At 38.9% G+C, this 23464-nt stretch carries 18 protein-coding genes; 7 read left to right on the forward strand and 11 right to left on the reverse strand.

What is annotated here, in order from left to right; genetic code table 11:
- Positions 1–91 precede the first annotated feature (91 nt).
- The 10 genes from ACTJIV_RS02530 to ACTJIV_RS02575 form a co-directional block, all read right to left on the reverse strand.
- Positions 92–2344 (reverse strand): T9SS type B sorting domain-containing protein, encoded by a 2253-nt coding sequence (locus ACTJIV_RS02530; protein WP_440625399.1) that lies wholly within the window; start codon positions 2342–2344, stop codon positions 92–94.
- A gap of 158 nt (positions 2345–2502) precedes the next feature.
- A complete protein-coding gene (gene rnhA / locus ACTJIV_RS02535; RefSeq protein ID WP_111958870.1) occupies positions 2503–2979 on the reverse strand; it encodes a ribonuclease HI in 477 nt (158 codons plus the stop codon).
- Positions 2980–3064: 85 nt separating this feature from the next.
- The gene (gene dnaB, locus ACTJIV_RS02540) at positions 3065–4654 is read right to left on the reverse strand and encodes a replicative DNA helicase (protein ID WP_111958872.1); all 1590 of its coding nucleotides are present in this window, start codon (positions 4652–4654) and stop codon (positions 3065–3067) included.
- 275 nt (positions 4655–4929) lie between these two features.
- Positions 4930–7050: a T9SS type B sorting domain-containing protein gene (locus tag ACTJIV_RS02545; protein ID WP_440625402.1), complete on the reverse strand. Its 2121-nt coding sequence runs from the start codon at positions 7048–7050 to the stop codon at positions 4930–4932.
- 97 nt (positions 7051–7147) lie between these two features.
- Positions 7148–9286: a T9SS type B sorting domain-containing protein gene (locus tag ACTJIV_RS02550; RefSeq protein ID WP_111958876.1), complete on the reverse strand. Its 2139-nt coding sequence runs from the start codon at positions 9284–9286 to the stop codon at positions 7148–7150.
- A gap of 91 nt (positions 9287–9377) precedes the next feature.
- Positions 9378–10613, reverse strand: coding sequence for an MFS transporter (locus ACTJIV_RS02555; protein WP_440625404.1), 1236 nt, complete (start codon positions 10611–10613; stop codon positions 9378–9380).
- Positions 10614–10705: 92 nt separating this feature from the next.
- Positions 10706–11068 (reverse strand): hypothetical protein, encoded by a 363-nt coding sequence (locus ACTJIV_RS02560; RefSeq protein WP_111958880.1) that lies wholly within the window; start codon positions 11066–11068, stop codon positions 10706–10708.
- 68 nt (positions 11069–11136) lie between these two features.
- Positions 11137–12636: a GH3 auxin-responsive promoter family protein gene (locus tag ACTJIV_RS02565; RefSeq protein ID WP_440625407.1), complete on the reverse strand. Its 1500-nt coding sequence runs from the start codon at positions 12634–12636 to the stop codon at positions 11137–11139.
- A 130-nt stretch (positions 12637–12766) separates the two neighbouring features.
- On the reverse strand, positions 12767–13015 hold the full coding sequence (locus tag ACTJIV_RS02570; RefSeq protein ID WP_111958884.1) for a hypothetical protein: 249 nt from the start codon (positions 13013–13015) through the stop codon (positions 12767–12769).
- Positions 13016–13187: 172 nt separating this feature from the next.
- Positions 13188–13580: a hypothetical protein gene (locus tag ACTJIV_RS02575; RefSeq protein ID WP_111958886.1), complete on the reverse strand. Its 393-nt coding sequence runs from the start codon at positions 13578–13580 to the stop codon at positions 13188–13190.
- A gap of 255 nt (positions 13581–13835) precedes the next feature.
- Between ACTJIV_RS02575 and mfd the strand changes: the two genes are divergently transcribed.
- From mfd to pth, 7 genes are all read left to right on the forward strand, one after another.
- On the forward strand, positions 13836–17204 hold the full coding sequence (mfd, locus tag ACTJIV_RS02580) for a transcription-repair coupling factor (RefSeq protein ID WP_440625408.1): 3369 nt from the start codon (positions 13836–13838) through the stop codon (positions 17202–17204).
- A gap of 355 nt (positions 17205–17559) precedes the next feature.
- Positions 17560–18378, forward strand: coding sequence for a hypothetical protein (locus tag ACTJIV_RS02585; protein WP_440625410.1), 819 nt, complete (start codon positions 17560–17562; stop codon positions 18376–18378).
- Positions 18379–18383: 5 nt separating this feature from the next.
- Complete coding sequence (locus ACTJIV_RS02590) at positions 18384–19199, forward strand: hypothetical protein (protein ID WP_223558126.1); 816 nt, start codon at positions 18384–18386, stop codon at positions 19197–19199.
- 7 nt (positions 19200–19206) lie between these two features.
- The gene (locus ACTJIV_RS02595; RefSeq protein WP_111958894.1) at positions 19207–19950 is read left to right on the forward strand and encodes a hypothetical protein; all 744 of its coding nucleotides are present in this window, start codon (positions 19207–19209) and stop codon (positions 19948–19950) included.
- A gap of 151 nt (positions 19951–20101) precedes the next feature.
- Positions 20102–20974, forward strand: a complete 873-nt coding sequence (locus ACTJIV_RS02600; protein WP_440625413.1) for a hypothetical protein — start codon at positions 20102–20104, stop codon at positions 20972–20974.
- Between the two features lie 98 nt (positions 20975–21072).
- Complete coding sequence (locus ACTJIV_RS02605; RefSeq protein WP_111958898.1) at positions 21073–22005, forward strand: hypothetical protein; 933 nt, start codon at positions 21073–21075, stop codon at positions 22003–22005.
- Positions 22006–22090: 85 nt separating this feature from the next.
- On the forward strand, positions 22091–22654 hold the full coding sequence (pth, locus tag ACTJIV_RS02610) for an aminoacyl-tRNA hydrolase (protein WP_440625415.1): 564 nt from the start codon (positions 22091–22093) through the stop codon (positions 22652–22654).
- A gap of 133 nt (positions 22655–22787) precedes the next feature.
- Here the strand turns inward: pth and ACTJIV_RS02615 are convergent, their stop codons facing one another.
- On the reverse strand, positions 22788–23423 hold the full coding sequence (locus ACTJIV_RS02615) for a carbonic anhydrase (protein ID WP_111958902.1): 636 nt from the start codon (positions 23421–23423) through the stop codon (positions 22788–22790).
- Between the last annotated feature and the right edge of the window lie 41 nt (positions 23424–23464).

Consider the following 23464-nt stretch of genomic DNA (forward strand, 5'->3'; position numbering starts at 1 on the left):
ATTAAGTTAAGATATGATAAGCCTTGATCCCCAAGCCCAATCCTATTAAAAAAATCACTCCGGTGAAGGAGTGATTTTGTATGAAAAGCTATTATTCTCTGTTTTTTACCAATACCCAGCCTGAATATTTCGTAGGAGTATTGTTTTTATCATTTTCATTCCATGAAATAGAATACCAGTAAGTCCCTGTGAGGATCTTTTTGCCGAAGGCAGTTCCATCCCATTTGAAGTTTCTTGTTTTATCAGCTTCATAAAGTTTATTGCCATATCTGTCATATACTATAAAAACCAGATTTTTCTTATAGGCCAATGCGGAATAATCAATAAAGTCATTCACGTTATCGCCGTTCGGTGTAATGGCATTGATCAGATTGGGAACAGTGATCTGAACTTCAACGGGTGAACAGTTGTAAAAGTCTTTGACAAAAACTTTTACCTCTCCTCTGTGCAAGCCTGTAAATATATTTGAATCCTGCCAATCGATACCGTTTAAAGAATATTTATATGGTGGAGTGCCTCCTGAAACATTCACAGTTACCGTTGTATTATGAATATCAATGCTTGAAATAACAGGGTTTGCCGAAGCAATAACCTTCACGGTCTGCAATGTAATACAGTTTCCAGTTTTTAGCTTTACCCAATAAAGACCGACACCTACTCCCTGTATAGAAGGAGTGGTTGCTCCGGTAATCCATTCGTAGCCATCAAAGCCCGGACCTGCATCCAGATCAGTTCTTCCGTCAATGCAGATAATTTTATCTTTTAAAACGTTTGATTTCACTGGTGAAAGTACAACGAGGTTAACTTTTGCTATAGCGAAACATGCGTTTGAGTCTGTTACCTTTACATAGACTGCAGTACTCACAGACATATATTGAGATGGATTGACAATCTCATTGGTTCCGCTTAATGCATCTGCCACGCTTAAATAATATTTCTTTGTAAACCCGCTCGTCAGTGTCGTCACATTGGCTGAAGTAAGGTCAAATATGGCAGTCGTAATATTATCCTGCAGAAAGCATGACTGTAGCGTGGCTTCTTTTACCGGAGTTTCAGGATAGAATGTTAAGGTAATTTTTGCCGTACCGGTACATCCCTGCGGCGTAGTCACTTTTACATAGACTATTCCGGGTGCGGAAGTGTAAGAATTGGGATTCGTGATTTCATTGATTCCGGCATTCAGATCATTCAGTGTTTTATAATATTTTTTAGTGGCGCCAAGTACATTTGTTACATCTGCAGTATTAAGGTTGAATAACCCTGTTCCTGCTTTATTGTTGTTACATGCTGTTAAAGTTTTATCGGTAAGTGTAAGAGGAGCCAGAACCAGCTGTATTTTTCCGTCCGGATTATCACATAATATTCCTGCATTGTCCTTTACAATCACAGTAACCGTAGTATTGGCATTGAATTGGAAATTAGTGGGATTTGTAATAGGTGTTGAGCCTTGCAAGTACGTGAATGTATAATTGGAAGGGTTACTAACGAATTGAGAATTGAAAGTTGTCAAATTTACAGATGCAAACCCTGTAGTCGGATTTGGACAGAAAGTCTGTGTCGCTGTACTTTGTAAAATAGGAACTTTATCGGTGTAGATTTTTACATTTTTAATAGAATGTCTTGACCTTGCCCCTCCTGTAGAAGCCGAAAATCCAAAATATCCAATGGTCATAGCAGCTGCTGTGCCCGACGGGGCAAAAGACTGGTTACAGATGGTCGTACCGTCAAGTGTTATTTTTACAATCCAATTCGTAGGAATAGCCGGATCTACCTGAGCTGTTACTTCAACATGCTTATAAGTTGTTCCCTGAAAAGGTTGGGTGGTATTCAGGTCTGGTGAGTGAAAAGAGCTCCCCGGAACATTGAAGAATTCTACATTGTTGCTATCTGTTGTATTGGCAACCTGCCCGTAAGCAACATGTATCTTACTCATTGTAGCGGTAGTGGTGTTGTTGTAAGTATCAAAACCTACAATAAAACCGACTGCATTTTGGGAAACTCCAAGGCCGGAACCCAATACACTTGCAACAGGCGGGTTCGCCAGATACCAAAATGCAATTCCGTCTCCGTTGGAAGTTTGGTTAGAGTCCATTCTGAAGTCGAATTCCACTCTCCATTTATCACAATATTTTAAATTAATCTGATCATTCAGTCTTATAGATCCGGATTGGTTATTGGTATCCGGAGTAAGCTGGACAAAATCGCCTAGTACCTGGGTTGGAGCAACCATGGACCATCCTGTAGTATTTACAGGGTTTCCGGTTAACTGGTAAGTTTGAGAAAACACTCCCCCTGACAAAAAAAACAGAAAGAGAGAAATGTAAGACAGTAAAGATTTATTCATTGAAGTGGAATTACTTTATTTTAGACGTTGTAAATATATTAAATCCTAACCGATTAATATGTATTTAATGTTAATTTAACTGAAAATATTAATGATTTATCAATGAATTGTAAAATGAATAGGCGAATAGAGAATTATAAAGATGTTAATTTAGATTTTTAAAAAAGAGAATTGCTTTCCAGCCCTTCAAAATAAGTATCGACTTCCAGATCAGGTGAGCTTGCAGCTGCTACGGCAAGTTTATCGCAGAGCTCATTTTCAAAGTGCCCTGCATGGCCTTTTACCCAATGCATTTTTGGGTTGTGTTTGTTGTACATTTCAATAAATCTTTTCCAGAGATCGGGGTTTTTTACATTTTTCCATCCTCTTTTAATCCATCCTGCAATCCAGTTTTGGTTCACGGCATCAGCTACATATTTGCTGTCTGTGTAAATATGAATATCGTTCTCCGAAGACTTTAGTTTTTCCATAGCGGAAATAACAGCCAATAGCTCCATTCTGTTATTGGTGGTTTTTCTGAATCCTTTGGAGAATGTCTTCTGATAATTTTTTTCAGGAACACGCATAAGAATTCCATAGCCTCCTTTGCCGGGGTTTCCGCTGCATGCACCGTCGGTGTATATTTCTATTCTCAAAAGTTAAGTCTATATAAAAACTGGTATTCTGTAAAAACTAAGTTTGAAGAATGCCAAGCTGTTGTTAATTTAAAATAGTATGTTTCTAGAATGGGAAATCGTCATCATCATCAAGATCATTCATTGAAGATCCTGAAAGCTTTGAACTGTCTGGTAAATCAAATGCAGCTCCAGGTTGAATAGTAGTTCTTATTTTATCAAAACCACTAGGCTCGTTAGATCCGAAATTAGAAGGATAACCTCCCATACCACCGTCTAATGCTGCTTCAATATCCCCGAATTTTGCAAAATGTTTTAAGAATGATAATCTGACATCGGCTGTAGCACCATTTCTATGCTTTGCGATGATCAGTTCAGCCTGATTTTCCGTTGGAGTTTCCTGGCCTTCTTCATCATTGTCCCAAACGGCAATTTTATAATATTCAGGTCTGAAAATAAAAGATACAATATCCGCATCCTGCTCAATCGCTCCGGATTCCCTAAGGTCAGAAAGCTGAGGCCTTTTTCCTGGGCGTGCCTCCACACTTCTTGATAACTGTGAAAGGGCAATAACAGGTACATTCAGTTCTTTGGCAATAGCCTTTAATGAACGCGAGATCATGGAAATTTCCTGTTCACGGTTTCCGACTCCTTTACCTCCACCTCCTGCAGTCATCAGCTGAAGGTAATCCACCATGATCAGCCTTACACCATGCTGCATCACCAGTCTTCGGCACTTTGCGCGGAAGTCGAATATGGAAAGAGAGGGGGTTTCGTCAATAAAAAGTGGGGCATTTTCAAGCTCGGATACGTTGGAGAACAGCCTCTGCCATTCTTCATCATCCAAAGTTCCCTTTCTCAGTTTTTCAGAAGAAATTCTCGTTTCTGAAGCAATCATCCTCGTAATAAGCTGTACAGATGCCATTTCCAGGGAGAAAAGCACCATCGGAATCTTATGGCCAACGGCAATATTTCTGGCCATCGACAGAAGGAATGCTGTTTTACCCATCGCCGGACGGGCTGCAATAATGATGAGGTCAGAATTTTGCCAGCCTCCCGTTTCTTTGTCAATATCCCTGAATCCGGAAGGAACTCCTGAAAGCCCTTCCTTATCTTTCAAAGATTTAATAGTATCGATAGCCTGCTTTACCAATGAATTGGCGGTGTCGAACCCTTTTTTGATCGTACCGTTGGTAATTTCAAAGAAAGATTGTTCAGCCTTATCTAAAAGTTCGAATACATCGGTAGATTCTTTATAGGATGAATCGATCACGTTGGCAGAAACATTAATCAGACTTCTTAAGATATATTTTTCAAGAATAACTCGGACATGATATTCAATGTGAGCGGAGGAGCTTACTCCCATGGTAAGATCAATAATATAATGATCGCCTCCGGCCTGGCTTAATTTATCCTCTTTTTTTAATTCCTGGATAATGGTCATAAGGTCTACAGGATGGTTGCCTTCGTAAAGTTTTAGAATTGTGGCAAAAATAACCTGATGTCTGGGATCATAAAATACTTCAGGAGTAAGGAGGTCAATAGAATGGTCAAGACCTTTTTTGTCTATCAAAAAAGTTCCTATAACCAGTCTTTCAAAATCTACAGCATTGGGTGGCATTTTTCCATCCGCAATAGACAGTTCTCTTGCAAAATTTCCGTGCGTAAGGGATGATAATGTTTCTTTCTGCGCCATGATGCAAAGATAGCTTATTTAAAAAAAATAATTAAAAAATAGTAACTAACAAGTTATCAGCAATCCTGCTGTAACCTATAGCAGTAGAACTCAAAATAAATGTTAGTAAAAATGTGGGGATCAAAAATAGAAAAATTTCAATAAGTACTATCCATCAGAATGAAAATAGTTAATGATTTTTTATTGAATAATGAAATTGAATGGTTGGTTAATAATGAAATACAAAAAAAGACTGCCACAACTGGCAGTCTTTTTTTGTATAGCTAAAAATAATCTTATTCTTTATTCTTCAACAGTATCCATCCTGAATATTTCGTCTCAGTATTGTTCTTGTCGTTTTCGTTCCATGAGATCGTATACCAGTAAGTGCCGGTAGGGATTTTCTTGCCGGAAGCTGTTCCGTCCCATTTATAATCTCTCATTTTATTAGCTTCATAAAGCTTATTGCCATATCTGTCATAGACAATGAAAACAAGATTTTTCTTATAAGACAGGGCAGAGTAGTCGATCTCATCATTGATCTTATCCCCGTTTGGAGTGATCGCATTGATCAGATTAGGTACAGTAATGGTGATCTGAACAGGGGTACAGTTATAAAAATCCTTTAAGAATATTTTATTATCCCCTCTAGGAAGCCCGCTGAATGTGTTAGTCGACTGCCAGTTGGTACCGTCTATTGAATACATATAAGGAGGAGTTCCACCTGAAGCGTTCACTGTTATAGTATTGTTGCTGATATCTACACTGGAGATTACCGGTTGCGAAGAGGCAAAAATAGTTACAGTCTGAAGTGTAAAACATTTCCCGGTTTTCAGCTTTACCCAATAAACTCCTATTCCTGCGTTATTGATAGATTGTGTGGTAGCGCCGGTGCTCCATTCGTATCCATCGAATCCAGGCCCTGCATCCAGTGTTGTTTTTCCTTCCGCACAAATCGTTTTGTCTTTCAGCACGGCAGATTTTACCGGAGGAAGAACTTTCAGTGTGATTTTGGCAATAGAATAACACTGATTGGCATTGGTAACTCTTACATACACTTCAGTACTTGTCGTAAGGTAAGCGGTCGAATTACCAATAGGATTAGTTTCGGCTTTAGCGTCGTTTAAGGTCTTATAGAATTTTTTTGTCTGTCCTGCTACAGCGCCTACATTAGCTGTTGTCAGGTCAAATTTAGCCTGCATGATATCATTTTCAATATAACATTCTTCCAGTAGTGCATCCCTTAGGGCAACAACCGGATGATATGTTAATGTTATTGTTGCTATAGCTGTACATCCGAATGCGGAAATCAGCTTAACATATATTGTTGTAGGAGCAGAAACGTAATCGGTAGGATTGGTGATTTCGTTAGTGTCAGCATTCAGGTCAGCAAGAGTAGGGTAGTATTTCTTAGTAATAGGGCCGGTAAATACATCTGCTGTTGTCAGGTCAAATTTTCCTGTTCCTTCGCCATTATTGTTACATGCAAAAATACTGGCATTTTTCCCGGTAATGCTGGCGTTTACAAATTTGAATTTACCACTGATAAAACATTTGTTGACGGCGCTATTCGGGTTGTTTGGGTCAAAATAACGGATTCTGTAGTAATAAGTGGTCGTTCCGTTTACTGTAGCAATGGTAAGAGGATCTTCTCCTGTTACAACATCGTTGGTATTGTCATGGTAAGTAACCAGGAAATTGGGATTATTTCCATTGATAATACCAGGTGTAAGCGTAGTGAAGTTAAATTGTGATGGCAGTCCGCATACCATAACCGTTGAAGGATCTGTCGGGTTAGCCGCAGGAATTCCTGGCGGGATAAAAGGATTAGGAGCAAGAACCGGATCATTGAACGCAGAGCTTAAGGTAGCTGTACCGCCCCAGATCAGCTTGAACCCGTCGTCAGAACTTTCGAAATTGTCAACAATAAGATAATAGGTTTCTCCAGCCTGTACCTGCATATAAGGACTCCATTCTCCCTGGTTTCCTGCCGTTCCGGTACCATTGGGGGCTCCTGGAGGCGGGATAGTCATGCTGAGTCCGGTATCCCCATTGGGTACCCTTCCTGCATAATTACACCTGATTGGCGTTACAAAGGTGTTGTTGGTGTTCAGAGATGTGCACCCGTTGGTGGTAGGACCGTATACTGCAAAATCGTAATCATCTGAATTAACGTTTGGATCGATAGTGAATGATAGAGTTCCTGATGTTGCTATCGTAAAAGTATACCATACTGAGTAATTTTCATCTCTGCCCAGGCATCCGTTTGCTGACAGCTCCTCTTCTATATTTCCATGCCCTGAGGGCGTGTATGAGATATCCGAGTTTCCACAGAGCGGAATGGCTGTAACACAGTCGGACTGTGCGTAAAATACCTGAGCTATAAATAAAATTAAAAGAAGTAATGTTTTTTTCATGTTTAAAATGATTTTGTGAAACAAGATTTGAGTAAATAAAGTTATCAGCATTTATGTTAAAAAACCGCCCCGTAGAGCGGTTTTATTTTAACAAGAGTTATTCTCTATTTTTTACCATTACCCATCCTGAGAACTTGAATGGCGTATTCTTTTTATCATTTTCATTCCAAGTGACAGAGTACCAGTATGTTCCCGTAGGAATTTTTTTGCCGGCAACTGTTCCGTCCCATTTATATCCATTGGACTTATCTGCCTGGTGGATCTTGGTTCCGTATCTGTCAAAGATGCTGAATATAAGTCCATTTTTGCCAGATAATGCTGAATAGTCTATTACATCATTTACACCGTCTCCGTTTGGAGTGATCACATTGATAAGATTAGGCACCACAACTGTTATCTCAATAGGTTCGCAGTCGTAAGCATCTTTTACATATACAGTATGGTCTCCTCTTGAAACATTGGTGAAGACATTAGAGTCCTGCCAGTTGATGTTGTCCATAGAATATTTGTATTCAGGTGCTCCGGCAATAACATTTACAGTTATAGTAGTGTTGGAAATATCAATGCTTGAAACAACCGGTTGTTCAGAAGCATATACTTTTACGGCCTGTAGTGTGATACAGTCGCCGGTTTTTAATTTAACCCAATATGTTCCTACCCCTACATTATTGATAGCTTGCGTAGTTGCTCCCGTGCTCCACTCGTAACCATTGAATCCAGGCCCCGCATCCAGTGTTGTTTTATCCTCAACACAGATGATCTTGTCCTGAAGAACATTCGAATAAACAGGAGAAAGTACAGTTAATGTTACTTTTGCAATAGAATAACATCCCTGTGCATTAAATACTTTTACATAAATGACTCCGGCTGGAGCAGTATAGGCTAAGAAACTCAGAATTTCATTGGTTCCGTTTACCGCATCTGTTAGAGACGGATAGTATTTTTTGACTGCCCCTACTACAGTTGTTACTGTGGCATTGCTTAGATTGAATGTTCCAAGTGAAGGATTTGTTTCAAGGAAACAAGATCTTAAAGAAGCATCAGTGACAGCTACCAGGGGATGAAACTTCAGGGTGATTTGCGCTGTTGCCGTACATCCGAATTCATTGGTTGCTTTTACATAGATTTTTCCTTCAGCAGAAACAAACTGATAGATAGCAGGACTGGTGATCTCATTCGTTCCAGCGTTCAGATCAAACAAGGTCGGATAATACTGGAGAGTATGAGTGGGACCGGCTCCTATAGCGGCAGTGGTAAGATCGAACATGGCTGTTCCGGAACCGTTGTTGCTGCAACTTGTAAGCGTGGCATTGGTTAATGTAAATCCGCCGTCCCTGAATTTGAATTTTCCTGTAATAAAACAGCCATTCATGGGGTTTGTAGGATTCGCAGGATCCTGATATACGATCCTGTAGTAGTAAACTGATGTAAGGTTTACAACCTCTGAAGTAACAGGATTTCCTCCTGTAATGGCATCATTCGTATTTTTATGGTAAGATACTTTGAAATTTGGACTGTTGCCATTGATGATTCCTGCGCTTAGAGTAGCAAAATTGAATGGAGTGGCAAGTGAACATACCGTTACTTCATTCGGGTCTGCAGGATTAGCTGCAGGAAGTCCTGGAGTAACAAACGGAAACGGAGCCAAGGTAGGATCGTTGAATGCAGAGCTTAAACTTGCAGTACCTGTCCACGTTAGCGAGAATCCATCTGGTGAACTTCTATAGTTATCTACCACAAGATAATAAGTCTCACCAGCCTGTACGACCATATGTGGACTCCATTCAGCTTGATTTCCGGCACTTCCATTGGTGTTTGGCGGTGGTGGTGGCGGTATCGTCAGAAGTAAACCTGTATTTCCCTGAGATGAACCTGTACCATTGAAGTTACATCTTAGTGGCGTTACAAAAATGTTATTGTTATTTAAAGAAGTACATCCGTTTGTAGTAGGACCATAAACAGCAAAGTCATAGTCATCAGTATCAATGGTCGGATTAATCACAAATGCTAATGTTCCTGATGTTGACGCTGTGAAGCTGTACCATACAGAAAAGTGTTCGTTATCCGTATCACTCAGGCAGGAATTGACACCAATACCTTCCAGGACATTCCCTGGTCCCGAAGGGGTGTAAGAGATGTCCGAGTTTCCACAAATAGATATTGCACTAATACAATCTGATTGGGCATATAAGATGCGTGAGCAGATGATTAGGAAAACGAGTAATGCTTTTTTCATAAAGGGGGATTTAAAAAAGACAAATATAAAAAATTATTAAAGTTAAATTAAAGTTTTTGTGATATATTTAATAGAATCAATATATTATTGTCTAATAATTCATTTTTCTCAGCTTGGGATTTGTGCTCCCTACAAGAAGGGCTACCAACACCGTCATAGTTCCCCCGAAGACTACAGACCGCACCACACCGAGTAGTTTTGCCATGAGTCCGCTTTCAAACTGCCCCATTTCATTGCTGGACATGATGAATATAGAATTGACGCTCAGTACGCGTCCTCTGATATTGTCAGGAGTTTTCAGCTGTACTATAGTTCCTCTGATTACCACCGAAATTCCGTCAAGCATTCCGCTCATGACAAGGAACATAAATGAGAGCCAATACAGTTTGGATAAGCCAAAACCAATGATGCAAAGTCCAAATCCGGCAACAACGGCAAGAAGAATTTTTCCCTGATTTTTCCTTAACGGAATAACCGCCAGAAGAGTGATGATGCACATAGAACCTATATCTGAAGCAGCATTCAAAAGACCGAAACCTTCTGCTCCTGCATCTAAAATATCAGTGGCAAATACCGGAATCATAGCAACGGCCCCACCAAACAGAACGGCAAACATATCAAGGCATAATGCCCCTAAAATTTCTTTCGTCTTAAAGATATAGGAAATACCCTCACGCATGCTTTCCACCACATTTACATTCGCCTTTATATACTCGGAATGCTGTTGTTTCAGCTGCCAGAAGAACAGAGAAGCGATAAATATTAAAGAGATAATAACTATTAATGTCCATTTTACACCGAAAAATCCTATAAGAAGTCCTCCCGCAGCATGCCCGCATACAGAAGAGATCAAAAATGTAGCCTGGTTCAGGGTTACTGCATTCGGAAGATTTTCCTTCTTTACTATTTTAGGAATCATTGAAGGAACGATAGGCCCAATAAAGGCTCTTGCAATTCCGGTGAAAAATATAACGGTGTATATAAAATAAGTGATTTCATGTCCGTTAAAATGCATTTCGACATTGAAAAATGCAGGGATCAGCAGCAGGCCAATCAGGAAAATATATGCATAATTGCAGATCAGGAGCAGCTTTTTTTTCTCATTCATATCAATGACATGGCCCGCATATAAAGCACAGCTTACCGCAGGAATTACTTCCGAAAGTCCGATAAGGCCTATTGAAAAAGGATCTTTTGTCAACTGGTACACCCACCATCCCAATAAAGTCGCGAGCATTCTGAAGGCTAAAACAATAAAAAATCTTCCCGTAAGAAGATTCCTGAATTCAACATTTTGCAATGTTTTTAACGGTGTAAAGGAAATCATGCACAAAAATAGCCTTAAATATTTATTTAAGGCTGCTTATATACTGTTTTTCTGAATGATAAATCAAATAGGTACCGAAAGATAAAATCTATTTAGTCAGCTCTCAATGCACTGATCACGATGGCTGCAACACCGGCTGCGCCAATAACAGTAGCGCCTGCTGTTACTCTTGCTTTAGATCTGTCTTTTACGGCAGCTACATTGGATTTCGGGATAATTACCTCTGTACTGTCCTTTTTGCCTGCAGTTCCTATAAGGTTGTCACCATCTATGTTTCGGAATAGCATTTTCTGTTTGGCAGAACCATCTTTCATGGTAACAACATACATTTTTCCAGCCTGAAGATTAGAATAATTGTTTTTTGAAATGTCCTCGCTGTACTTTGTTGTAGCGCAGGATGAAATGACAAATAAGGATGTTAGTAAAGATGACTTTAAAAGTACAGATGCTTTCATTATTATTTTTATTTTTTCAAATTTATAATTTTTTTCGAATATATGTTTTGGGAATTGAAAAAATATCTCTAAAGTTTGTAAATTTCCAACAGATCTGCAATTTTTCTGTCATTGGCAAGTCTTGGTGTTTTATTCTGGCCTCCCAGTTTGCCCTGCGATTTTGCATACTCATGGAAAGCATTCCTTTTAAGTGGGGTAATATGCAGTGGCTGAAGGATATTTCCGGTAATAAGATCATCGTAGTACGTATTTCTCTCCCGAAGCTGGCGGTCCAGTTCATTTCTGAACAATTCTAAATTTTCCGGCTCCCTTTCAAATTCTATCAGCCATTCATGATATGGAAGACCCTCCGTAGGATTTACCTGTGGGGCAAGATGGAATTCTGTGATCTGTGATGTATATTTTTCTACAGTAGCCTTCATTGCTTCCTCTACCTCAAAGGCAATCACATGTTCTCCAAAAGCAGAGGTGAAATGTTTGGTTCTGCCACTCACCAGGATTCTGTATGGATCTTTATCAATAAACCTTACAACATCACCTATTGAATAAGCCCATAAACCTGAATTCGTAGAGAGGATCAGTGCGTAATCTTTATTAAGCTCTACATCTTTTAATGTTAATCTTCTTGCAGCAGGCTTGCCATACTCTTCCAGAGGAATGAATTCATAAAAAATTCCATGATCCGTTAAAAGAAGCAGGCCCTCCTTAGTGTAGTCATCCTGAAAAGCAAAAAAGCCTTCAGATGCCGGAAACGTCTGGATGATATCCACTTTTCCACCCAGCAGGTCATTCATTTTATCCCGGTACGGCTCATAGTTGACACCTCCCGTTACAAGAAGCTGGAGGTTGGGGAAAAGCTGCTTGATCTTTTTACCGTGTTTTTCAGTAAGCTTTTCAAAATACATGATCAGCCATGGCGGAATTCCGGAGATCAGCGTCATATTTTCGTGTTCTGTTTCTTCAATAATCTTATCTACCTTCGCTTCCCAATCCTCCATAATATTGGTGCTCCAGCTTGGAAGGCGGTTCTTTTGAAGATAGGCTGGGATATGGTGAGCCACAATTCCGGAAAGCCGTCCCGTTTTAATACCGAAAACTTCCTCCATTTCAGGACTTCCCTGCAGAAAGATCATTTTTCCGTTCACAAAATCAGCATTGTTTTTCTGGGCGATATAATGGAACAGTGCACTCTGTGCACCTGCAATCTGAAAAGGCATTCCCTCCTTTGAGATGGGAATATATTTCGAACCGGAGGTTGTGCCTGATGTCTTTGCAAAATATTCAGGAGTTTCCGTCCAGAGAATATTGGCCTGTCCTTTTTTTACCCTCTCAATATAAGGTTTCAGATCTTCATAATCCGAAACAGGAACTCTGTCCTGGAATTCTTTGATGGACTGAATGTTTTCAAAGTCATGTTCCCTTCCGAAAAGAGTTTTCTGAGCTGTTTTCACCAAAGCCAGCAAAAGGGCCTCCTGATTTTTTACTGAGTTTTTTTTGAATTCCCCGGTTTTCTGAACATGCTTTTTTGCCCAGACAAGTGCCACATTTTTCTTGAAGAAATTTAACATGCCTCAAATTTATAAATAAGTATAGAATATAAAATTATTTTTCAGCCATATATGCCACAAAAAAAACCGGCGAATGAGTTCACCGGTTCTTCGAAATTTGATTATGAAAATAACAACTATATGTTAAAGTTTACTTGTTTTCTTTGTACCTCTTATCTGGAGTGCCGTCTTTTTTAAGTTTTTGGTTTTCCTTATACCTCTTGTCAGGGGTTCCGTCCTTTTTCATTTTTGCTGCAGGTTTTGCAGTTTTAGCTTCAGGAGCTTTTACTGTTTTTGCTGTCTGATGATGAGGGGCAGCAGGTGTTGCCGGAGCAGTCTGTTGAGCAGTTGCAAAGCCTAGTCCTAGAGCCAGGGACATTGCTGTTAATAATTTTTTCATAGGTGTACGGTTTGTTTTTCCTTGAGTAAAGATATACAAAAAGCAGGCTGGAAATCCAGAATTTTCAACCTTAACTAAAGTTTATTACTGCTTAAAAAAAACTTAATGAAAGCTTTTAAAAGAAAAAAAGCCTGCTTCATAAAGCAGGCTTTCATGTGTATGAATAGTTGGGTTAACGTGTACAGTTGGCAGTCCAGGTTTTACCGTCCTTGTTGTATAGAATTTTCAATTCATTATTGTCAATTCTAATATAAGTTGTGGCATTGGAACCAACCATTACAAGCGTATGGTCTCCTTGCTGTTGAAATTCTACTCCGTTAAGATCCGGAATGCCGTTCGAGAATGCGAAATTATATTTCGTACCGCTCGCGATTTTGGTTACAAATACACTTCCGTTATCTGTGCTGTTGTTGGTAGATCCATCATTATAAGAAATGCTTCCCTTATATGTTCCTGCGAAGAAATCGTTGTTTACTGGATCATCATCATCACTACAAGATGCAAAAGATAATGCGGTAACAAAGACCAACATAAAAATTCCTAAGATTTTAATTGCTTTTTTCATAATTTTATTTCTTTAAAAAGTTTGATAGGTTGAAATTTTCAAACACTATGCCATGCCAGAATATCCGTATTTTTTTAACTTTTAATTAGATAAATTGGTAAAAAATTAAGATTTGGGTAGGTGTTGCGTATTTTGATTGTGTTTTTAGTAATCCCTGATTTCTGAGGGAAGAAAAAAATATCCTTATCTTTGTTGTAAGCAAACGGTTTCGGAACACTCCCGAAATCGCTTTTGTCGTTTATACTATTACTATTTATGCAGCTAAAACCTATTCACGAAAAGTTTCTTCCCGACCTGCTTCAAAAAGAATTTGGAAAAGAGATCTTTACCCAGTTAGAGAAAAGCCAGCATATTTCCGTGAAAGGAAGTGCAGGATCTTCGGTTTCTATTTTTGTTGCCGAACTTTTTCTAACTCAGAAGAAGACCATTCTTTATCTGGTGGATGATAAAGAAGATGCCCTGTATGCCAATACTGAAATGGAAGATCTGCTTGGAAAGGACAAAGTGCTGTACTTTCCGGCAACACATCTTGAACCTTATCAGGTAGAAAAGACACAGAATGCAAATCTTGTACTTCGGACTGAAGTTCTGAATAAAATCAATTCCGGGAAAGCTCCTAAAGTTATTGTGGCTTATGCGGGCTCTTTGTCTGAAAAGGTTTTGAAAAAAGAAGACTTTAAGGCGATCTCCCATCACATAAAAGTAGGTGATCAGCTGGATTTTGATTTTGTAGATGAGCTGTTGAATCATTATAACTTCCAGCAGGCAGATTTTGTTTCCGAACCGGGAGAGTTTTCGGTAAGAGGAGGAATCGTTGATGTGTTTTCGTATTCCTATGAAAAGCCTTACCGTCTTACTTTCTTTGGAAATGAAGTGGAGAATATTAAAACCTTTGATATAGAAACACAGCTTTCCATAGATAAGGTGAAAGACTTTCAGTTGGTTTCCAATATGAATTTTTCAGTAACCGGAACCCGGGTTTCGCTGCTGGAGCTGCTGCCTAAAGAAAGCTTTGTTGTTTCCAGAAATGGTGCCGTTGGAATGCAGAAGATCAGAAACTTCTATGAGAAAGCACTGGAAAAATATGATACTTTGAATAAAGATATTGCTCACAAGGCACCACAGGACCTCTTTATTTCAGATCAGGATTTTCTGTTTGATTTTAAAAAATTTAAAACAATTGATTTTGCCGGAATTCCTATTGAAGGGCTTAAAGAAATCACTGAAATAAAAGTTGAGCAGGTTCCGCAGCCTTCCTTTCACAGAAACTTTGAACTGCTGATAGAAGACATTGAAGAAAGACAGGCCGAAGGTTTTGATACCTGGATCTCTTTCTCTACAGAAAAACAAAAAGAAAGACTGGAATCTATATTTGAAGAGCTTGAGCACGAACTTCCTTTTAAAAGTTTCAAATCCGAGCTGCATGAAGGTTTTGTAGATAATGGCCACAAGCTCTTAGTATATACCGACCATCAGATTTTTGACCGTTATCAAAGATATAAAGCAAAAAACACCTTTGCAAAATCCGAACAGCTTACCCTGAAGGATCTGATGTCTCTGAAAATAGGCGATTATATTGCCCACATCGACCACGGAATCGGTAAATTCATGGGGCTTGTCAAAGTAAATAATGATGGAAAAATCCAGGAATGCTTCAAATTGACTTACAAAAACGGAGACTTATTATATGTAAGTATTCACTCCCTGCATAAAATTTCAAAATATAACGGTCCGGACGGAAAAGAAATTGTGCTGAGTAAGCTGGGATCTCCGGCCTGGAAATCATTAAAACAGAAAACAAAGGCAAAAGTAAAACAGATTGCTTTTGACCTTATAAGATTATACGCTGAAAGGAAAACGGCAAAAGGATTTTCCTATACTCCGGATTCCTATCTGCAGAATGAGCTGGAAGCCAGTTTTATTTACGAAGATACTCCGGACCAGGAAAAAGCAACCATAGATGTAAAACGGGATATGGAAGCTGATACAGTAATGGACAGGCTGGTTTGTGGTGACGTAGGTTTCGGAAAAACTGAAGTAGCAATCCGTGCCGCATTTAAAGCGGCAACAGATGGGAAACAGGTCGCTGTATTGGTTCCTACAACGATTCTGGCGTTTCAGCATTACAGAAGCTTTAAAGAAAGACTGAAAGATTTTCCGGTGAACGTTTCTTATGTCAACAGATTCAGAACAGCCAAACAGAAAGCAGAGGCTTTAGACGGCCTTAAAAACGGGAAGGTGGATATTATAATAGGAACCCATCAGCTGGTAAGCAGTTCCGTAAAGTTCAAAGATCTTGGACTGCTGATCATTGATGAGGAACATAAATTCGGGGTTTCGGTGAAAGATAAGCTGAAAACACTGAAAAGCAATGTAGATACCCTTACGCTAACGGCTACTCCCATCCCGAGAACACTGCAGTTCTCCCTGATGGCGGCTAGAGATCTTTCAGTGATCAAAACACCACCGCCTAACAGGCAGCCTGTTGATACACAGCTGATAGGTTTTAATGAGGAAACCATCAGGGATGCTGTTTCTTATGAGATTCAGAGGGACGGGCAGGTATATTTTATCAATAACAGGATTGAAAACCTTAAAGATATTGCCGGACTTATCCAGAGGCTGGTTCCGGATGCAAGAGTTATTACAGGGCACGGGCAGATGGAGGGCAAGCAGCTGGAAAAGAATGTGCTCGATTTCATGGAAGGCAAATATGATGTTCTTGTTTCTACAACGATTGTTGAAAGTGGAGTGGATGTTCCTAATGCGAACACCATATTCATTAATGATGCCCAAAGGTTCGGAATGGCAGATCTTCACCAGATGAGGGGAAGGGTAGGGCGTAGCAACAGAAAGGCTTTCTGCTATTTAATCACGCCTCCTTATGATATGATAACCTCTGATGCCAGAAAGCGTCTTGAGGCTATTGAGCAGTTTTCAGACCTTGGAAGCGGTTTCCAGATTGCTATGAAGGATCTTGAAATCCGTGGAGCGGGAGATCTTCTCGGGGCTGAACAGAGTGGCTTTATTAATGAAATGGGCTTTGAGACCTACCAGAAACTGATGCAGGAAGCATTGGAAGAATTAAAGGATGATGCGGATTTTGAAAACCTGTTCGATAATGAGGAAGACAGACAGAAGCTGTTCAAATCTGTAAAAGATGTCAATATTGATACTGACCTTGAACTAATGCTTCCGGATTTTTATATCTCCAATACGGAAGAAAGGTTATTGCTGTATCAGAAGCTTGCAGAGATTGATAATGAAAAGGAGCTCTATAAATTTGAGCTTGAGCTGATCGACCGTTTCGGAGCTTTGCCAAAAGAAGCGGTGAATCTATTGAAGAGTGTTGCCTTGAAATGGCTTGCTGCAGACATAGGATTTGAAAAGATCGTCATGAAAAATGGTGTGTTTTTAGGATATTTTCCTGCAAATCCCCAGGATAAGTTCTATCAGACAGACAGGTTCAGGCATATTATCAGTTATTTAACCCAAAATCCAAAGGAAGCTCAGCTTAAAGAGAAGATCGGGAAAGATGGAAATCTGCTGATGATGAGAAAGGAAAAAGTGAAAAATGTAGATGAGGTTAATGTACTTTTGAAAACGATTATCGGACATAATTAAAAGGGAAATACCTCATTTTAATAATCAAAAAACAAGGAAGACCTGAAAATTTACTTTTTAAGGTCTTTTTTTATTGAAAAAAAACATGATTTTTACACGAAAAAAATAGGGTATCATGCGGATTTAGAAGCATTTGAAGTCACAATATGATGATAAAAAATAATGCTGAATCATCGGCTGACATTGGGTTTAACTGATGCAATCTCATCAGGACCGGTTTTAAAAGTATTTTTTGTAGTAATAATTCTACTTTTTAGTACATTAAATTCTACAGCATAATCGCTTTATTAGTACGGGTTTACGGGTTTGTAAATGGTTTTTTATGATTTAAATTCATACCTTTGCAGCCCTTATTATGAAAAGAATTATTTATTGCGCAGCCGGGCTTTTATCGCTTTGTGTGAACGCGCAGGTGGGAATTGGGACATCTGCTCCTAAATCTACTCTCGATGTCAACGGGAAAACCACCTTAAGAAAAGAACTTAGAGTAGGCGGCACATCCGCCCAGGTTGGAAATGCAGGACTGAACGGCCAGGTTTTGGTGTCACAGGGAGAAGGTCTGCCCCCAGCCTGGAAATCGTTGAATGTTTCCTTTATGGAGGAAGGACAGTACAAACTGATCAATTCATACCTGTCATCCGATCAGGCTGGTATTACAGAACTTTCAAATGGTATTGCAGCAGATAATGTTTACAAGAACAATGTTGGGGATGATATTACCGATGTCACGAAAGGGAAATGGTCAAAAATTGCCGGACTTGAAAACAATTTTATTATCAAAAACGGAAGAAACAGGCTTACCTATCAGTTTCAGACAGGTATTGAAATGAAGGCTCCATCTGCAACAACTTCCCAGTCTGTCACTTTTACCTGTGGGGTTTTCAGAAATGGCAAATTGGTAGCGGTACGTCCGGATAAGATCGTTTCGAACAATAATACAGAGAAGCTGGGGATTCAGGATTATATTTTCACCCTTAATTATACAGAGCAGAATGTTCCGCTAGGCGCACAGAAGCTTGAGGTGGCCTGTAGAAAAATCAATTCCTCAAATCTAAGTTCACAGTTTACAATTGGGCGTAATGTATCCGATACCAATACGGTTTCCAATGCATTTACTCTTGAGTCTATTATGAAGATTGATGTTATTGAATACGTAACTTATAAAAGCAATTAATTGTGATGAAAAATATTATTTCGATCCTGTTTTTTATGACAGGGCTATCTCTTTCTGCTCAAGTGGGAATTAAAACGGATTCACCAAAAGCGAAGCTTGATGTAAACGGTGATATGAATCTAAGGAATAAAATCGTTGTTCTTAACGTTACAGATAATACTCTGTCTCAGGGTAATAATGACCAGATTCTTGTTTCTCAGGGAGAAGGTTATCCTCCGATATGGAAGTCACTGCGTATTCCTGAATATGAGCCGAATAAGTTTTATCTTATCTTCAATAACTCCTTTTCAGACAGAACCGGAGTAAAATTTACCAATAGTGAACAATCCAGTATTACTGCCAAAAATACGGCTTTTACTAAAGGAGCAGACATTTCAAGCCTCCCGGGATTTAAGAAAATCACAGGCCTGTCACAGCCTATCAGTGTATTCAGTACGGAAAGTAAAACGTATTTTCAGTTTGAAACTGTGGTACAGGCTAATCTTCCTGTAAACGGGACACCCGATATTTCCATAGATTATGCATGCGGTATTTTTGTGGATAATAAGCTGGTTAATCTCAGACAGAGAAACCTAAAGGCAAGTAGTGCCGGAAGTACCTTTATTACTCACAATCAGATCGGGATAGTAACCAATCTTTCCAAAGGACAGCACGATGTAAGTGTTGCCTGCTCAAGGCTAGGATCTTACAGAACAGCAAGTGATGTTGTATTGGCTATAGGAATAAATGCAGATACCAACATTAACAGTTTTATTACTCAGTCTTCCCTGAAAGTTGATGTGTATGAGGTTCCTCAGGTATTTAATCCAATTATAAATTAATCCAGGCATGAAAAAAATTATTATCATAAAGTCTTTATTTTTTGCAGTATGGGCAACTGCGCAAGTAGGAGTGAACACGCCAAATCCTGTGAACATGCTGGATATAAACGGCGACTTAAATGTTACAAGAGAAATCAGAACCGGTGGAACGAATCTGCTGAGAGGATCTGCCGGATCTGCGGGAACTATTCTTCATAACAATTCAGAGCTGAATGTGAATGACTGGAAAAGTATAAAAATTGCCGATGGGCAGGGAAGTATGTCTGTGTTTTCATTGAATACCGTTGCAGATCAGACTGGAGCAAGCTTTTCTAATCCTAACGGTTCCACCTCTCCTTATTCGGAAGGGACAACGATTACCTCTGAATGGACGGTTCTTCCGGGAACTGTTGACACTTTTTCCATTACCAATGCTGTGAATAAAGTGGCGTTTACCTTTCAGACCACCGCCCAAAAAACGGGAAACTCGAATGCTTCAACAGGTTTTGCATGCGGTATCTTCGTAGACAATTCACTCAGAGCAGTGAGGACAGATGTTTTAATAGGCTCGGAAGGAAGTTATAAGATTTTCAACCTTAACGCAACACTTACCAACCTTACACCTAAAAATAATTATAACGTGAAGGTGGCCTGTACAAAAAGAAACCTTAATTCAGGAACATTGGGAATAGGAAGGGCAGTAAACACAGATTACCTGAACAATGAAATGGCTCAGTCTGTTTTAACGACATCTGTCCTGCAGCCTTATTAATTTCATGATATATCATAAATAAAGACCTGAAGACACTATGTTTTTAGGTTTTTTTTGTAAAAAGATATAGATTGTTATGAATTTGTTGAATAAGTAAATGTTTTCGTCAAAAAAATGAATTATATTTGTCAACTCACTAAAATATTTTTTCATGGGAAAAAACTACCTTTTTAAAATCATTGCCGGGGTATTTTTCGGACTAATGGTTTCATGTGACAATTCTTCTTCAGATCAATTCGAGCCCAGTGCCAATACAGGAAACAATGGGAATACACCACCCCCTCCAGCAAGAGTTCTGGAAAAGATTACGTTAAATGGTGCTATCCAGGAAGAATATACAGTCAACGGTACTGCTTTTCAGAAAGGCATGCTTAGAGATGGGAATACCAGTAATTATTATACGGGCACTGTAACCTACATCAGCAATAAAATTGGAAAAATAAAGTTCCTTGGAAGTCTGGCAGGAAGCATGACTTATGATTTTAGCGTAAGTGAAGACAGTAAAGGCAATGTTTACAGTGCAACGTGTACCGGTACCGCTGCTACTGCAATAGACTCTTTTGTAAGTGATTACATATTTACTTATGATGCCAGCGGTAAAAAACTTGTGAAAATCCTTGAAAAAAGAAAGGTGGCTGGAAATACAGCATACAGCTTATTCACGGAAAGCACCTTTACCTATATGGGAGATAATATTTTTAAAGCTGAATGTGCGAAAGGAACACTGACAGCAACCGGAGCGCCTAATATGGCTACTGCAAAAATGACTGTTTACAGCTATCAGAACTATGACTCTAAAATTAACCCGTTCTCTACGCTTCCTAAAACATTCTTTACTGCCTGGAGTCTTGTCCGCCCTGAGAATTTTTATAGAATTTCTCCGAATAACCCGACCTCGGTATATGTGATGCCGCCATCTCCCGCACCGGCAGTAAATACACTTATGACCTATCTTTACGATGGTTATAACTATCCCATTTCGGATAAAGATCAAGTTCTTAAATATACTTACAGAACTCTGTAAAGCCCAATTGGTTATCAGTTTTACTGGAATATAAATAAAAACATAACTTTTGTTCAAAAAAAAGTTATATTTGTCAAAAAATAAACAATTACCTGGAAATGAAACAGCTTTTCTACTTTATTTTATTAATAGCAGGATTTTCATCAATACATTCCTGTAAAGACATGCTAGACGAAGACGGAGATCCTTTATTGGACCTGAATGAAACAGGAGGGCTTATTGGTCCAAGAGCATTATACAGAGAAATTACAGATAAGGATACATTAGCAGAATATCACTACAGTGGACTTTTGGTAACGAAAGTAATCACAGACAGTGCTTCAATCACCAATATTGCATACAGCGGCGACAAAGTAAGCCAAATTGACTTCAATGGATTTTTGGATCTGGATGGAAACGGAAAGCTTGATAAAGATAGCGTTTCTTACAGCCAGTTATTTACTTATGGGCCTAATGATAAACTGGTAGTTATTTCTGAAAACCGTTCTGTTTTCAGAAGACCTCCACCGGTGCCACCGGCAACTAATCCTGGTCCACAGACTCTGTTAAGAAAAACAAAAACCCATTATGAGCTAAAGTATAACGGTTCTACTGCTAAACTGGATTCTATTATTATGAAAAATGGTCCTGATGTTTCAGGAACGCAGTTTGCATTTATCAGTTATTCTAAAACCGGGTATACTTATTTGGGAGATAATGTATCTAGGGTAGTAAGAAATTATGGACCTATGGCCGCAGGGGTATTTGGAAGACCTACCACCAGATTTGCATACGATTTTGTTAATTACGATACTGAGATCAGTCCATTTACACTGCTTCCTTCAGCATACAAAATTTCAAGGCTTTTATCAACTGAAATTAATGATAAGGAAAGTCATATCTTATCCCCGAACAACCCTAAGAAAAGATCGGTAACAGATCTTATACCTCCTATTCCGTCCCCGATTAACTGGACAACCAACTACAACTACGATCCGCAGACTTATATGACAAAAGGATTTGGTGTAAACTACATTTATAAACCTTTTTAAAAGAATCTTTACAATATATAAGCCCAATCTTTTGTAAGATTGGGCTTTTTATTTTTTATCCCTTAATTTTGCAAAAAATTTCTGAATGAAATATTTAATAGTCGGACTTGGAAATAAAGGTCCTGAATACGAAAATACACGCCACAATATAGGATTCAAAGTAGCTGAGAAAATAGCTGAAACATTGGAAGCTTCATTTAATACGACCAATTTCGGCTGGATGGCAGAGGGGAAATATAAAGGAAGAAAGGTTCTCATTCTAAAGCCGGATACCTATATGAATCTTTCGGGAAACGCTGTGAGATACTGGATGCAGAAAGAAAATATCCCATTGGAAAATGTGCTGATCATTACAGATGATCTGGCCCTTCCGTTCGGGACCTTACGGATGAAGATGAAAGGTTCTGATGCCGGCCACAACGGACTGAAAAGTATTAATGAAACACTTAATACCCAGAATTATGCAAGGCTGAGGTTCGGGATTTCTGCAGACTTTTCCGAAGGCCGCCAGGTAGATTATGTGCTGGGGACCTGGAATGAGGAAGAATCTGAAAAGCTGAGCGAAAGAATTGAAAAATTTTCTAAGGCCAGTCTGTCTTTTGTATTTGCCGGAATTAACAATACAATGTCAGCATTCAACGGAAAATAGGAATAACTAAAATACAACAAAAGACCATCGGATGTTCCGATGGTCTTTTGTTGTATTTTAAAAATCAATTTCCAATCTAACTATAACATGATTTTTTATTTATATGTAATAAAAATGTACAGATTTCTATTTCTTAAAGCCAGGTAACAACTCCGGTTTCAACATCATAATTGGCTCCGACTATTTTGATTTTACCTTCGTCTTCAAGCTTTTTAAGTGTTGAACTTTGCGTACGGATATCTTCGATGGCATTTTTTACGTTTTGCTGATTCAGTCTTTCCAAAAGTGAACCGTTTTTTGATGAACGTTCTTCGCCTTCTTCAATGATTTCATTAATGATGGGATCGAAATGATTGATTAAGTGGTTGAGATTATCCATTCCCATCCCCTGAATTTGTGCAGCATCCAGACCACCTTTTAATGCACCGCATTTAGTGTGTCCTAAAACGACAACAAGCTTGGAACCTGCAACGTTACAGCCAAATTCCATTGAGCCTAAAATATCCTGATTGACAAAATTACCGGCAATTCTGATACTGAAAATATCTCCTAATCCCTGATCAAAGATAAGTTCCGCAGAAGTACGGCTGTCTATACAGCTTAAAACTACTGCAAAAGGCCACTGGCCTTCACGTGTTGCATTAACTTGTTCTAAAAGATCTCTGTTTGCTTTTAGGTTGTTCACAAACCTTTGGTTTCCGTCTTTTAGAAAATTTAATGCTTTTTCAGGATTAATGGTAGATTGGGTTTCGTATGTATGTGCTTTCATATGATTGATTTATTCTTTTAAATTAAAAATTACTGTAATGA

It is taken from the genome of Chryseobacterium sp. 22532, assembly GCF_052044665.1.
GTDB classification, from domain to species: domain Bacteria; phylum Bacteroidota; class Bacteroidia; order Flavobacteriales; family Weeksellaceae; genus Chryseobacterium; species Chryseobacterium lathyri.